Origin of the sequence: Paraburkholderia sp. EG286A, assembly GCF_040965375.1 — a bacterium.
In the GTDB taxonomy this organism is placed as follows: domain Bacteria; phylum Pseudomonadota; class Gammaproteobacteria; order Burkholderiales; family Burkholderiaceae; genus Paraburkholderia.
Genome location: NZ_JBFRCB010000007.1, coordinates 1 through 13,068, shown reverse-complemented (window position 1 = coordinate 13,068; position 13,068 = coordinate 1). Strand labels below are relative to the sequence as shown.

At 63.1% G+C, this 13,068-nt stretch carries 10 protein-coding genes and 3 pseudogenes; 11 read left to right on the top strand and 2 right to left on the bottom strand.

Annotated elements, in window-relative coordinates:
* Positions 1–62 precede the first annotated feature (62 nt).
* Positions 63–1,196 (top strand): annotated as a pseudogene (locus AB4Y35_RS30005) (cysteine desulfurase family protein); the annotation flags it as partial.
* A 70-nt stretch (positions 1,197–1,266) separates the two neighbouring features.
* Positions 1,267–2,073, top strand: a complete 807-nt coding sequence (locus AB4Y35_RS30000; RefSeq protein ID WP_368707244.1) for a sulfite exporter TauE/SafE family protein — start codon at positions 1,267–1,269, stop codon at positions 2,071–2,073.
* A 20-nt stretch (positions 2,074–2,093) separates the two neighbouring features.
* Here AB4Y35_RS30000 and gcvA read toward each other — a convergent pair whose 3' ends face one another.
* A complete protein-coding gene (gene gcvA, locus AB4Y35_RS29995) occupies positions 2,094–3,023 on the bottom strand; it encodes a transcriptional regulator GcvA (RefSeq protein WP_368707243.1) in 930 nt (309 codons plus the stop codon).
* Positions 3,024–3,180: 157 nt separating this feature from the next.
* Here gcvA and AB4Y35_RS29990 point away from each other — a divergent pair, with 157 nt between their 5' ends.
* From AB4Y35_RS29990 to AB4Y35_RS29980, 3 genes are all read left to right on the top strand, one after another.
* Positions 3,181–3,984 (top strand): hypothetical protein, encoded by an 804-nt coding sequence (locus AB4Y35_RS29990; protein ID WP_368691361.1) that lies wholly within the window; start codon positions 3,181–3,183, stop codon positions 3,982–3,984.
* Positions 3,985–4,146: 162 nt separating this feature from the next.
* Positions 4,147–4,416, top strand: coding sequence for a MoaD/ThiS family protein (locus tag AB4Y35_RS29985; protein ID WP_368707242.1), 270 nt, complete (start codon positions 4,147–4,149; stop codon positions 4,414–4,416).
* Positions 4,417–4,474: 58 nt separating this feature from the next.
* On the top strand, positions 4,475–5,593 hold the full coding sequence (locus tag AB4Y35_RS29980) for a WD40/YVTN/BNR-like repeat-containing protein (protein ID WP_368707241.1): 1,119 nt from the start codon (positions 4,475–4,477) through the stop codon (positions 5,591–5,593).
* Between the two features lie 60 nt (positions 5,594–5,653).
* On the opposite strand, the pseudogene AB4Y35_RS29975 reads toward AB4Y35_RS29980, so the two are convergent.
* Positions 5,654–5,803 (bottom strand): annotated as a pseudogene (locus AB4Y35_RS29975) (epoxide hydrolase); the annotation flags it as partial.
* Between the two features lie 234 nt (positions 5,804–6,037).
* Here AB4Y35_RS29975 and AB4Y35_RS29970 point away from each other — a divergent pair.
* The 6 genes and pseudogenes from AB4Y35_RS29970 to AB4Y35_RS29945 all read left to right on the top strand — a co-directional run.
* On the top strand, positions 6,038–8,563 hold the full coding sequence (locus AB4Y35_RS29970; RefSeq protein ID WP_368707240.1) for a DUF2345 domain-containing protein: 2,526 nt from the start codon (positions 6,038–6,040) through the stop codon (positions 8,561–8,563).
* A 3-nt stretch (positions 8,564–8,566) separates the two neighbouring features.
* Positions 8,567–9,451, top strand: coding sequence for a hypothetical protein (locus AB4Y35_RS29965; protein WP_368707239.1), 885 nt, complete (start codon positions 8,567–8,569; stop codon positions 9,449–9,451).
* A gap of 1 nt (position 9,452) precedes the next feature.
* The gene (locus AB4Y35_RS29960; RefSeq protein ID WP_368707238.1) at positions 9,453–10,685 is read left to right on the top strand and encodes a WD40/YVTN/BNR-like repeat-containing protein; all 1,233 of its coding nucleotides are present in this window, start codon (positions 9,453–9,455) and stop codon (positions 10,683–10,685) included.
* Positions 10,686–10,976: 291 nt separating this feature from the next.
* The gene (locus AB4Y35_RS29955; protein ID WP_368707237.1) at positions 10,977–11,267 is read left to right on the top strand and encodes a PAAR domain-containing protein; all 291 of its coding nucleotides are present in this window, start codon (positions 10,977–10,979) and stop codon (positions 11,265–11,267) included.
* 97 nt (positions 11,268–11,364) lie between these two features.
* Positions 11,365–12,609, top strand: coding sequence for a hypothetical protein (locus tag AB4Y35_RS29950; RefSeq protein ID WP_368707236.1), 1,245 nt, complete (start codon positions 11,365–11,367; stop codon positions 12,607–12,609).
* Positions 12,606–13,068, top strand: a pseudogene (locus AB4Y35_RS29945) (type VI secretion protein VasK); the annotation flags it as partial. The gene AB4Y35_RS29950 and the pseudogene AB4Y35_RS29945, both read left to right, overlap by 4 nt.

The window sequence follows — 13,068 nt, the reverse complement described above, 5'->3', positions numbered from 1 at the left end:
GAACCATTTTTTAGCGCCCGACGCGTAGCATTTTTCGAAATTCCGTTGTGCGAGAAACGAAGATGAGCGAGAAGGGCGATTTGCGTTACTTTGACTATGCCGCGACCACCCCGGCGGACCCGCGGGTGATCGAGGCGATGTTCGGCTGTCTGGGCATGGAAGGCGACTTCGGCAACCCTGCCTCCAGCTCGCATGGCGCGGGCCAGCGGGCGCGGCGGCTCGTCGAGCAGGCGCGCAAGGACGTGGCGGCGCTCATCGGCGCCGATGCAGAAGAGATCGTCTGGACGTCCGGCGCGACCGAGTCGAACAATCTCGCGCTCAAGGGCTATGCGGACCGCGCGACGCAAAAGCGCCATCTCATCACGAGCCAGCTCGAGCACAAGGCCATTCTCGATACGATGACGAGTCTCGAAGCGCGCGGCATGACCGTCACGCGGCTCGCACCGGACGTGCACGGCGAAATCACGGCGCAGGCCGTGGCCGCAGCGCTCACGCCCGACACCGGGCTCGTCTCGCTCATGCTGGTCAACAACGAGCTGGGCACGCTCACGGACGTCGCGGCGATTGGGCGCGTGGTGCATGCCGCCGGCGCGCTGCTGCACGTCGATGCGGCGCAGGCGCTCGGCAAGACGCCCATCGACGTGAAGGCGATGGGCATCGACCTCCTTTCGATGTCGGCGCACAAGGTGTACGGGCCGAAGGGCATCGGTGCGATCTACGTGAGCCGTGAGGCGTTCGAGCGCATCGCGCCGCAAATGCATGGCGGCGGCCACGAGCGCGGTCTGCGCTCGGGCACGCTGGCCACGCATCAGATCGTCGGCATGGGCGTGGCGTGCGTGATTGCGCGCGAAGCGCTGCAAGCGGACAGCGAGCGCATTGCGCGGCTGGGCGAGCGCCTGCTGGCCGAAGTGCTCGCGTTGCCGGGCGTCACGCTCAACGCCGCGCGCGCGCAGCGCATTCCCCACACGCTGAGCCTCACGATCGATCTGCCGGGCTTCTTCCCGTTCCTGCTGACCGGCGACCTCGCGATCTCGTCGACTTCGGCCTGCAACTCGGCGGCGGGCACGCCGTCGCACGTGCTCACGGCCATCGGGGTTGGCGAAGAGGCGGCAAATCGCACGGTGCGCCTGAGCCTCGGGCGCTTCACGAAGCCGGAAGACGTCGATTTCGCGGTGGACTGCATTCGTCGCGCCGTGGCGCCGTGTCTGCCGGCCGCTGTGCCCGCCTGAGCCTGACGGACAAGGTCACGATGAACACCGAAACCCGATGATCGTTTCACTCGTACTCGGCGCCATGATCGGCGCGATGCTGGGACTCACGGGCGCGGGCGGCGGTATTCTGGCCGTGCCGGCCATCGTGGTGGGAATGGGCTGGCCCATGCAGCAGGCCACGCCGGTCGCCTTGATCGCCGTGGCGAGCAGCGCCGGGATCGGCGCGCTCGAGGCCTTCCGCAAGCGTCTCGTGCGCTATCGCGCGGCGTTCTGCATGGCGCTCGCGGGCGTGCCGACCACGTGGCTCGGCGTGCGCCTCGCGCAAGCCATGCCGCAGCGCCTGCTGCTCGCGCTCTTTGCCGGCGTGATGCTGTTCGTGGCGGTGCGGCTGCTGCGTCAGACCATCGGGAAAAAGCGCGCGCTGCCCGAAGCGTCGCCGCTTTGCGTGGGCCGCGTCAATCCCGACACCGGCCGACTCGTGTGGTCGAAGGCGACGGCGCTCGCGCTGGCCTCGACCGGCGCGTTGACGGGTCTGATGACGGGCCTGCTCGGCGTGGGCGGCGGCTTTATCATCGTGCCCATGCTGCGCAAGCTCACGAATATTTCCATGCACGGCATCGTCGCGACGTCGCTGATGGTCATCGCACTAGTGGGCTCCGGCGGCGTGGCGGCGACGGTGCTGCACGGCGTGCCGCTGCGGCTCGACCTCACGCTGTGGTTCAGCGTCGCGACCGTCGCCGGCATGATGCTGGGGCGTCACGTTTCGCACCGCGTTTCCTCGCGGCATACGCAGATGGGCTTCGCCGCCATTCTGGTGTGCGTGGCGTGCGGCATGCTCGCCAAGGTGGCACTCGGCTACTGAGCCTTGCGCTCGATTCGCGCTCAACCGGCCTCGGCGAGAAAGACGCGGATTTCGTCGGCGAGCCAGTCGCGCACGGCGCGCACCTTGGGGTCGTCGCGGCTGCCGATGCGATAGACGAGGTCATGGCCGCGCTCGGACTCGAGACGCAACTGCGGGAACGGCGCGACGAGCCGGCCGGCCGCGATGTCATCCGCCACGATCACACTGCGCCCCAGCGCGACACCTTCTCCGCGGATCGCCGCCTCGATTGCGAGGCTCCCATGGCTGTAGGCCGTGCCGCGATCGCTGCGCACGCCGCTCAATCCCGCCAGCGCCAGCCATTGTTCCCAGTTCGCGAGCATGCCGCCCTCGTGCAGCAAGGTGCAGCGCGCGAGGCTCTCGACCGATGCCATGCCGCCCATCTTCGCTCGATAGTCAGCACTGCAAACCGGCGTCACGGTTTCGTCGAGAATGCGCTCGGCCAGCACGCGCGGATAGCGTCCGCTGCCGTAGCGAATCGCTACGTCGACATCCGAGTCGTTGAGATCGACGTATTTGTCGGTCACGTCGAGGTGGACGTCGAGTTCCGGATGGCGGGCCTTGAGGCGATGCAGGCGCGGCGCCAGCCAGCGGTTCGCAAAGGACACGCTGGCGTTGATCTTCAGGCGCGTGACGCTGTCGTGCGTGCGCAGGCGCTCGGACTCCTTGGTCAGTTCGGCGAGCGCGTGGTTCACGGCCAGCAGGAACTCGGCGCCCGCCTCGGTCAGGACGATCCGACGCGTGAGGCGCTGGAACAGCGCCACGCCCAGATGGCTTTCGAGCGTCTTGATGTGCCGGCTCACGGCGCCATGCGTGACGTGCAGCTCGTGCGCCGCCAGCGTCATGCTGAGGAGCCGCCCGGTGGCTTCGAAGGCGCGCAGGGTTTGCAGCGGGGGAAGGCGGTCGAACATGGAGCCGGGTAGGTGCGTCACGTGTGAGTTTTGCTCACGCATTATATGACGACAAATGGTTTGTCAGCCACGTTGACGGGCTTCAATATGGGCACAAAGCCGCAGGACGTAACGTAACCCGTGTTATGCCCGCGGCGCATTCCTGACAGTTGGCATTTTCCGCATTGCGTCGCTCATCATGGATCTTCTGCTTTTCAAGCTCGTCTTTACGCCGTTGTTGCTGTTGGCCGCCAGTCTCGCCGCTCGCCGCTGGGGCGAAGCGGTCGGCGGGTTGCTCGTGGGGCTGCCGCTCACCTCGGGGCCGGTCTCGGTTTTTCTCGCGCTGGAGCACGGACCGGCGTTCGCCGCGCAAGCGACGGCGGGTTCGCTCGTCGCAACGGCTGCGCAGGCGGCGTTTTGCGTCGTCTATTGCCGGCTCGCGGCGCGCGGGTGGAAGGTGGCGCTAGCGGGCGCAGGCGCCACGTTCGCCCTCGTGGCCCTCGTGCTGCAATGGGGCGCGCTGCCTACGCATGGTCTTTATCTGTTCGCCATTCTGGCCATTGCTCTTGCGCTCAACCTGATTCCCAACAAGCCGGCAAGAACGGTGCGCCTCACGCCGCCGTGGTGGGATTTGCCGTCGCGCATGGTGCTCATCGCCGGTCTCGTGGTGAGCGTGACACTGATCGCGCCTTACGTCGGACCCGAGGCGAGCGGCGTGCTCGCGTCGTTCCCGTTCATGGCGATCATCCTCGCGGTGTTCGCGCACCGCCTGATCGGTCATGAGGCAGCGCAGCAACTGATGCGCGGCATGACCACGGGACTGCTGGGTTTCGCGTCGTTCTTCTTCGTGCTGAGCCTCACGCTCACGCACTGGAATCTGCTGGCGGCCTACGGGACCGCGATTCTCTGCGTGCTCACGATCCAGGCGATTTCCCTGTATCGCATGCGCCTGCCGACGCCGTGCCTGCACGGCAAGTCCAAGCCCGAAGGCAGCGCGCCGTAACGGCCGGCTTTACATCCGGCGGGCCTGGATGGGCCGCGCCGCGCGTGCTGCGCCGCATCGCGGGAAGTTGGCTGCGGGCCGCGCCAACGACTCGACGCCCACGGCGGATGGCCTACACTACAGAACCGGCGGATGCGGCCGTTTCCGCACCGTCGGCCCGCCATGGCGCACCTCTTCTTCGCAGCTTCGATTCAGCGGCACGTCGCGACGCCCGAGCGCGAGATCGACGCGCACACGCTTCGCGAAGCGTTCGATGCCGTGTTTGCCGAGCAGCCTCGTTTGCGCGGCTATATCCTCGACGATCAGGGCGCGTTGCGTAAGCATCTGGCGGTGTTCGTGGACGGCGTTCGCCTGCGCGACCGGGAGCATTTGAGCGACGTGCTCGGCGAGCAGAGCCGGGTGTACGTCGTGCAGGCGCTGTCCGGCGGATGAGCCGCCGCTTTGCATGGGACCAGAGCGCTGACTCTGGCTCGACAGGAGGGCACACGAGATGAGCGATCGACTGCTGATCGCAACCCGCAAGGGGTTGTTCGTACTGCAAGCCGATGGAGTGGGCGGCTGGACAATCGGCGAACCCGAATTCGTCGGCGAGCCGGTGAGCATGGTGATGCCCGACGCGCGCGACGGCTCGCTCTATGCCGCACTCAACCTGGGCCACTTCGGCGTGAAGCTGCATCGCCGGCGTGCGGGCGTGGCGGACTGGGAAGAATGCGCGGTGCCCGTCTATCCGCCCCAGCCTGCGGAGGAGCTTGCGGCCAGCGAGCCGGACGCATTGGGCCGGCTGCCCGCGCCGTGGTCGCTCCAGCAGATCTGGTCGCTCGAACCGGGCGGCGCGGACGAGCCGGGCGTGCTGTGGGCGGGCACGATCCCTGGCGGCCTGTTCCGCTCCGCCGACGGCGGCGACAGCTGGGAACTCAACCGGCCGCTGTGGGACCGCCCGGAGCGGCGCGAATGGGCGGGCGGCGGCTACGACGCGCCGGGCATTCACTCGGTGATTGTCGATCCACGCGACAGCCAGCATGTGACGGTGGGCGTGTCGTGCGGCGGCGTCTGGCAGACCGGCGACGGCGGCGCGAGCTGGCGTCTCACGGCCGAGGGCATGGAAGCCGACTACATGCCACCCGAGCGGCGCGGCGAGCCCAACGCGCAGGACCCGCACCGCGTGGTGCAATGCGCGGCGAATCCGGATGTGCTGTGGACCCAGCATCACTGCGCGATCTTCCGCTCGACCGATGGCGCGGCCCACTGGCGGCGCATCGAAGCGCAGCCGTCGAGCTTCGGTTTCGCGGTCGTGGTGCATCCGCGCGAGCCCGATACCGCGTGGTTCGTGCCGGCCCAAAAAGACCAGTACCGCGTTCCTGTGGATGGCCGGTTCGTCGTCACGCGCACGCGCGACGGCGGGCGCACCTTCGAGCGCTTGTCGAACGGCTTGCCGGCGGCCCCGGCGTACGACCTCGTGTACCGGCATGGACTCGATATCGACGACTCCGGCACGCGCCTCGCCATGGGCTCGACCACGGGCGCGCTCTGGACCTCGGACGACGGCGGCGAAAACTGGCAACTCGTTTCGGCGCACTTGCCGCCGGTGTATTGCGTGCGGTTCGGGTGACGGTGAGCGGGCGCATCCGAACCCGCCTCGCTACGCGCGCAGCGAACAGTTGGGGCTGTCCCACGCCGTGATGTCGTCGAGCAGATCGTCGCGCGTCATCGCTCCCGCCGCTTCACCTTCGACGTCGCGCCCGTATACAGCCGAAGTCAGCGCCGCCGTCGGCTGGATACACCCATCGCCGTGATCGAACAGACAGCTCGCCAGCGCGATTGAGTCACACCCGCTGAGCGCCATTAGCTACCGATTTCCCTATCGCGCATTCGAATCTCAAAAAAGAGAAGGAATCCTATTTGATGATGCCAGGCAAAAGTGCCGGAAATTTCATATGGAGTCGGGTCTTTGCGATTGACGGACTGTGGGAGCAGTCCTAGATTTTTCGCTCGATAGCTGCGGACGCAACGATTTTGTTTTTTCGTTCCTTTCAACCGCACAGGAAAGCGTCGAATGAATGCTCTCTCGAAGAATTTTACCGATGCGCTGCGTCACCCGAGCGTGCGCCTGACCCAGCATTTCAGGCTGTGGATCGGCAAGCAGGAGAATGATCTCGATGTGCTCGACTTCAAGGTGCGCGGCGGATTCTGCAAGGACTACGTCGTCATTGTCACGGTCACGTCTGCGCGCCTCGACATTGACGGCAAGGACTACGTCGGGCGGCGCGCGGGCCTGCAGGTCGACGAGCGCGCCGCGGTGCCCTCGGCGAGCTGGACGACGCCCGTCGATCATGCGGGGGCCACCTTCAATGGGGTGGTGACGCGCTGGAAGCGTATCCGCACAAGCCGCGACGAGGCGGCCTACGAGCTGCGCATCGAGCCGCGCTTTGCCGCGCTCGGCAAGCGCATGGTCCACTCCGATGTGCTCGACGATGTCACGTTCGAGGAGATGGTCAGGAAGAAGTTGGTCGACGGGCAAAACTTTGACGCCTTCGATGTCGAGTTCCATCTCGAAGGGCCGCAGGAAAAGATGCAGCAGATCGTAATGTACGAGGAGTCCGTCTGGGACTTCATCGCACGTCATGCGAAGCGCAAGGGCGTTTTCTGGTTTTACCGGCAGGAGCGCGGCGAGAACGGGCTGCTGGACATCCTCGTGTTCGCGGACAACCCGCGTGCCTATATCCGGTCGATCAACCTGCCGCTGCTGGCCAGCGCGGGACTGCACAGCAACTTGCACGAGGCGGCGCAGGAAGTTCACGAGCAGCGCGCCCTGGTGCCCGCGGCGATTGAAGTTTGGGAGCGGAACTACCGGACGCCGGAGGACCCACTCAGGGCCATGGCGAAAGTCTCCGCGGAGGCGGACGACCGTTCGGTGTTCGGGCAGATCAGCCGCAGCGCGGAGTTCCATCTCACGCAGCAGCAGGGCGAGACGCTCGCTCAGGCGCGACGCGACGAGCAGATCGCGCGTCAAGTGACGCTCGCTGGCGCTAGCGACGCGAAGGGCATTGCGCCGGGCGTGGTGATCAAGCTGACCAATACGAAGATGCCCAGTGCCGAATACGGCTTCGTGGTGACGTCGTTCAAGATGAAGGGAAGCCGCACGAAGCCCGCCTTTGCGCGCTTCAAGGCGATGCCCGCGCAACTGACCTACCGGCCGGTGTTTGACTACGAGCGGGACTGGCGATTTCTGACGGGGCCTGTCGTCGGCGTGGTCACGACATTGGACTCGACCCCCTACGCATACGTGGACGAATACGGGCGTTATCCCGTTGTACCGAAGTTCCTGCAGGGCTCGAGAAATGCCAATAACAAGCTGCTGAACCTGCGCCTGCTGCGTCCGTCATCGTCCTACCAGGGCGGCTTCCATTCGCCGCTGCTTCCCACCACCGAGGTTTTGCTCGACGGGGCCCACGGCGATATCGATCGTCTCCATATAACTGGAGCCCTGCACGATTTTTCGCACCCTGATGTCGTACGAAGCACCGACGCGCTGTTTAGTTACGCGATCTGGCGCTCGCCGCTTCTCGGGGCAGAGATCGTTTTCAATGACCTGAAGGGCAAGGAAAGCGCGCGTATCGCGACGGTCTACAGCCAGTCTGCGATCAACCAGGGATATCTGCTCAACGGCGAAAAGCTCCCTCGCGGTACGGGGACCGAGATTACAACCCGGGACTGGGCGACGATGCGCGCGGCGAAGGGGCTGTTCTTCTCTGCGGACGCGGCGGCCGGACCGGATACGCCGCACCTGGAGATGGAAGCGGCTATCCGTCAGCTCGAAGCGTCCCAGGCGGAAGCGGCCTCCCTTCGCGAAGGGGCGCAGCAGGCAACGGCGGAGCTGGCCGAACTCAAGGCACAGCAGCAGCAGCTCGAAAGCGCGTTTCGGGACCTGAAGCAGGCCGTCATTCTACTGTCGGCCCCGAAGGGAATCGGCCTGGTCACACCGCAGACCATTCAGCTCGCCGGAGGTGAGCATATCGCCGCGACCTCCGGGGGGAATACGGATTTTAGCGTTGGTCATAACTTCACTATAGCGTCGGGAAAAAGCGTCTCCCTTTTCGCGTTGCAGAACGGCATCAAGGCGCTGGCTGCAAACGGTAAGGTCGACGTGCAGGCGCAACAAGGCGAAATGAGCCTGATCTCGCACGACGGGATGAGCATTTCGAGTGCCAATGGTCGAGTGACGGTAACGGCGAAGGAAGAAATCCTGTTCGTCTGCGGCGGGTCCTATTTCCGTATTACGCCGTCGGGTATCGAGGACGGTACCACAGGCGACCGGACAATCCATTCGGCATCCTACGCGAAGCTCGGGCCACAGAGCGTCTCAGCGGCCATACCTGCTCTGCCAGGTTCAGGCGGCGCATTCAATCAGGCGTTCGTAGTCAACTGGAGCGGCACGAGAATTCCCGCGAGCAATTCTAAATACCAGTTGTTCTCCGAGGGCAAACTGATCGCCGAAGGCGTGACGAACGAAAAGGGTGAAACGTCGCTCGCGCAAAGCCACGTCCCGCAGGACGCGGTACTCAAACTTCTGGATAACTGAACCATGGCTGAAAGCGACGATACCAATGTTACAGGTGTTTTCCGGTCCTATATGACGCCGTCTGGCTATACGCAGCGCGCCCAGGCCGATAAAGGAAAGTGCGATTTGCACGTAACGCCAGCCGCAGATTCGATTATCGGCACGTGCGAGTATTACTATCGTCCGCTCGGATGCGCGTATCCGGAAACGGTAGAGAAGGTCAGCACGTCCAGCGCGTGGCAAACCGTAAAGGCATTCGCGACCTCGTGGGACCCTTGGACGGACAAGGAACTTGTTCACCGCCTTCTCCATCGTCGCGAGCAGTTGATTCCGCCGAAATGTACCGATTCGGACTGGTCGCGCCATAGCAATTTCATGATGCGCCATATCGGCTGTGGTCACAAACCGCCTGGGTACTACGTTAGCTACGGCTACTACTACTGTTCGAACTATGGCGCAAAGCTAAAACCGAGATTGAGCGATTCGGGAAAGGATTGGTTGGATAACGCGCGATGGTGGTTACAGAAGAATATGGAGCGGGGGCTGGAGCAGAATATGCGAGGAAACGTGATCGAGTTGAAAAGCCAGAAGCCCGGCAATGGCAGCTTCAAAATGGATGTTCAGCAGTACCCACATGTTCGGCAGTTTCAGCTTGAATTGGACGACGAGACCTTCAAGACGTTTGCGTTCAAGACGCACCCGCTGGCCTATCTCGATGGTGGCCTTGCCTACCTGCCGTCATACGACCTGGCGAACATCCTGATGCAGCCGAACATACAGGAATGGGGCGATGGCCGTACGTGGGGGCAGGCGTACGACAGCGCGAAGGTTGTCCTTCCGCAGCAACTCCGGGACTCTGACATAGACGATCCTGTTGGCAAGGCGCTTGGCCGTCTGATGGCGAAATAATATGCGCAATCACAAGCGCTGGAGTTTGCTTCTCGGCAGCCTGGTATTGGCGGCTGCCGCAACCTATGGATATCAGGCAATGACAACACCTCGCTGGGAAACTGTCGCAAAGAACAGCAACTCTAATTTCGACGAACCATTCCGGCTGCGCGGCAACGAGGTGATGGCCCTCGAATCTCTCGCACCAGAAATCACATTCAAGCCTAGGAGTGAGCGAAAAAATCCGGAAGTTGCTGAGCCGACAGAGCTGTGGATGAACGACACGTCAGAATTGCTCAACCGGGAAACGGTAAATTTTTACCGTGGGACTCTGGACGGTGGCCTGACGAGTTCTTTCCAGCAGCAGGCACAGAACAGCGCATGGTGGCACTCGAAGGACTGGAACACGCACTACGTTAGTACGGGATGGATGGATTACAAGATTCCCGTGCCTGACAATGGCCTCTCGCCGCAAATCGCGAAGCTTTGGCGCTCGATCGATGGTGGAAAGACGTGGACGCAACTGAAGTGGCCTGAAGATCGCAATATCAGCAACCTCAAATTTCTCGATTCGCAGCGCGGCTATGCAATCGGCTGGCGACCGCATGTGTGGCGCACCGCCGACGGCGGCCAGACGTGGCAGGAGATCGCGCTGCCGCCGATGGCGACCGACTATCGCCAGCCGCGCAAAACGTTCGATGCCGTGGACCTTGGCCCCGACGGAACGCTGCGGGTTGCCTATTACGTCGGGATGCTTGGCGAAGTACGTCTGTCCAGCGTCGTCTACCGGCTTCAGTGGGACGAGACGCGCTTCGAGCCAGACGTCGTACTGCCGAATCGGGTGGTCAACAGTCTTGCTTCAGTCGACGAGCAGCCTGGCCGGACGTATTCCGTCTACGTCTTGTCGCGCCTCGGTCCTCCACAGAATTACGACGACCGCAACGACAAAGGTAAGCGAACCGGCGCAATCTCGACATGGGCGAGCTACAAGACTCCAACCGTCGAGCAGTTGCACACCTTTGACGAGCGTTATGGCGTCGAGGGCCTCAGTGTGGGTAAGCACGGCGTCCTGCTTGTCCATGCGACAGACTCCAGCCGCGCCGGGGCACCGCACAGCATCACGTTCTACAGCCAGGACTACGGCAAGTCATGGAAAGATATTGATGACGGGATGCCTCAAGGCGGCTGGTTCGATTCGCAGACCAATACACAATATGCCCTTTATGCTTACACCCTCAAAAAACGTACTTTTTAGCCCGCTAGGATTGGCTGTCGCCGCTTTGGTTTTAGTTCCGACACTGGGTCATGCCAAGACAGACAAGGCCTGCTTTGAAATAAACAATACGTGGGCTGTCCCCGGGGACATTCCAGCAGCGAATACTCCGTACGCCGTTTACGATCACGACGGTCACCAACTCTATCGTGGGCGTACAGATGGTAAGGGCGTTGCGCATATTTGTTTGAGCAGGTTGCCAAGTAATGCAACGTTGCTACTCGACCCGGACCACAACTCGGCAACCCCTTCACCTATATTCGAAAACAGTCCGTGAGCAACCGCCCCTATATCCGAAACGGCGACGAGACGAACGTCGGCGGCCAGGTCGAGACGCCTGCGCGTAAAGACATGCTCGATGGAAAGATCGCGGCCTACGAGGACGATCCAGTCTGGTGTCCGAAGTGCAGTACCTACGGGCGTATTGGCTGCGCAGGCGCGCGGGCGAACGAGATCGGTCCTGACGGAAAACGCCCGGCGCTTGCCGACGATCTGTGTCTGTGCCGATGCGATCCGCCGCCGGTGCTGATTCCGTCACAGACGACCTCGGTCTCCTGCGCCTGATCAACCATGCAGACCGCTGAATATTACCCGCGCCGCGCGCGCGGTTGCCGCGCGTTTGGGTCGTTGGATACGACCGGCACAGGAGAGACGCCCGTCGATGCCGGTTGACCTGAAACAGCTTGGGCCGCCAAAGCCCTATCCTCCGCGCGGCCCGGGACTACGCACATGGTTCGTCGTATGGCTCGTCTGCGTCGTCGTTGTCGATGGCGCGATACTCCTGCTTTGGCCGCATAACCGGCCCGCGCGGGGGGCGATGTTCTGGCTTCCAGTTGCGGGCCTTCCTCATGTCCTGTTCCTTGCAATCCTCATCGTCGCCCGCTCGGGCTACGAGGGCGCCTATCTGCATGCGATGTTCTACAACGACCATCGCGAGCAGCGTCGTCGCAGCCTTATCGAGCGCGGGCAGATGTCAGTTCGCGTACTCGACTATAGCTACCAGCTCCCCGTCGAGAACGGTACGCTCGCGAGCACAATTGCGGAAGGGAAACCGCTACTCAAGGCCCAGCCGCTCAGGGACGGCTCTGCTACTGCGAGGCATACGCGGCTATCTGACGATTCCGATACCGCCTCAGCCGATCCGTTGCTTGTTCAGGTGCTTCAGCAGGTACCGCTTGATCGCGTTGGCAGACTTTACGCGCAACTACTTGTGCCGCTCGTGAGGACGATACGACCTCTGCTACAGGCTGGAATGCCTCCCGCCGTACGGCTGGTAGTGGCAGACCCCTCAACTCCCGGCGACGCGCTAAAACAATTACGCACGGTTATCGGCGCGATGAACCTGTATCTGCCGGACTGCAAAGCGGTGGCCGCTGCCGACGGGCTGATGCCCGTCGACGCGTGGCTCGATGCACAAGAAGCGCGTCCGCTGCTGGTAGTCGCGGTTCAGTTGCACGAAAAACCGCCGGAGGATAGCGCCGAGGCGGGCGTAGCTCTGCTTTTCCTGCCGCAGACTGTCGCGTTGCCTCATGGGCTAACGCTTTGCGCAACGCTTCACCGACCGATTGCCGTGCCGCCGCTGGAACTGCCCGAAGGTCTCGCCTTTGCGACGCTCTGGGGGCGCGTAACTTCGCCGGCAATCAAGCACGCGTGGCTAACCGGTTTCGACGCCCAGGAGCAGACGCACGTTACCCAGGCATGCCGCCGCGCCGGTTTGGACCAGTTGACAAAATTCGAAGCCCGTCGCTTGCCTGACAGTGTCCTCGGTCATGCGGGCCTGGCGGCCGACTGGCTTGCCATTACGGCAGCAACCGAGCATGACTCGGACGCGCCGCAATTCATCCTGAACCGTACGTCTGCCACCTGTCAGGCAGCTATCCTGCAAGCTCATCCACAAACGTCATGAGTACCGAACCTCTTGTAACTCCCGAGAGCGTCGTCCCGCCATCTCCAGCGGCACGTTCGCTTCTGACCTGGGCGATTCCCGCATTTGCCCTGTTGATGGCCACAGTTGCGCTGGTGATCGTGTGGGTCTTTGGTGAAGTGGTCAATGTAACGACCCTGGACAGGCAGAAAACGCTCAGCCTTTGGATTCTCGGCATTCTGCTTGTCGTGGTGCTGCTGCACGTGTTCGCAACACGGGTCGGCGCACACTACGTTGCGGGTGTCGTTTTCCGTCAAGACAACGGAAAAGATGGTAAATCAACGAGTGCAGCGCCAGTTACGAAGCGCGACGCGCGGCTGCAACGCATGGCCGAGGAACTACGTGTCGCTCATGGCTGGTTCTGGCGCTACCGTCTGCGCTGGCTGATGGTCGACGGCAGCGACGAGCGGGTCGATCAGGTCGCGCCCGGGCTCAAGCAGG

What these genes read in the sequence shown, in the direction of transcription:
- AB4Y35_RS30000 (WP_368707244.1), top strand. Translation starts at nt 1,267, where the DNA reads ATGATCGTTTCACTCGTACTCGGCGCCATGATCGGCGCGATGCTGGGA.
- AB4Y35_RS29990 (WP_368691361.1), top strand. Translation starts at nt 3,181, where the DNA reads ATGGATCTTCTGCTTTTCAAGCTCGTCTTTACGCCGTTGTTGCTGTTG.
- AB4Y35_RS29985 (WP_368707242.1), top strand. Translation starts at nt 4,147, where the DNA reads ATGGCGCACCTCTTCTTCGCAGCTTCGATTCAGCGGCACGTCGCGACG.
- AB4Y35_RS29980 (WP_368707241.1), top strand. Translation starts at nt 4,475, where the DNA reads ATGAGCGATCGACTGCTGATCGCAACCCGCAAGGGGTTGTTCGTACTG.
- AB4Y35_RS29970 (WP_368707240.1), top strand. Translation starts at nt 6,038, where the DNA reads ATGAATGCTCTCTCGAAGAATTTTACCGATGCGCTGCGTCACCCGAGC.
- AB4Y35_RS29965 (WP_368707239.1), top strand. Translation starts at nt 8,567, where the DNA reads ATGGCTGAAAGCGACGATACCAATGTTACAGGTGTTTTCCGGTCCTAT.
- AB4Y35_RS29960 (WP_368707238.1), top strand. Translation starts at nt 9,453, where the DNA reads ATGCGCAATCACAAGCGCTGGAGTTTGCTTCTCGGCAGCCTGGTATTG.
- AB4Y35_RS29950 (WP_368707236.1), top strand. Translation starts at nt 11,365, where the DNA reads ATGCCGGTTGACCTGAAACAGCTTGGGCCGCCAAAGCCCTATCCTCCG.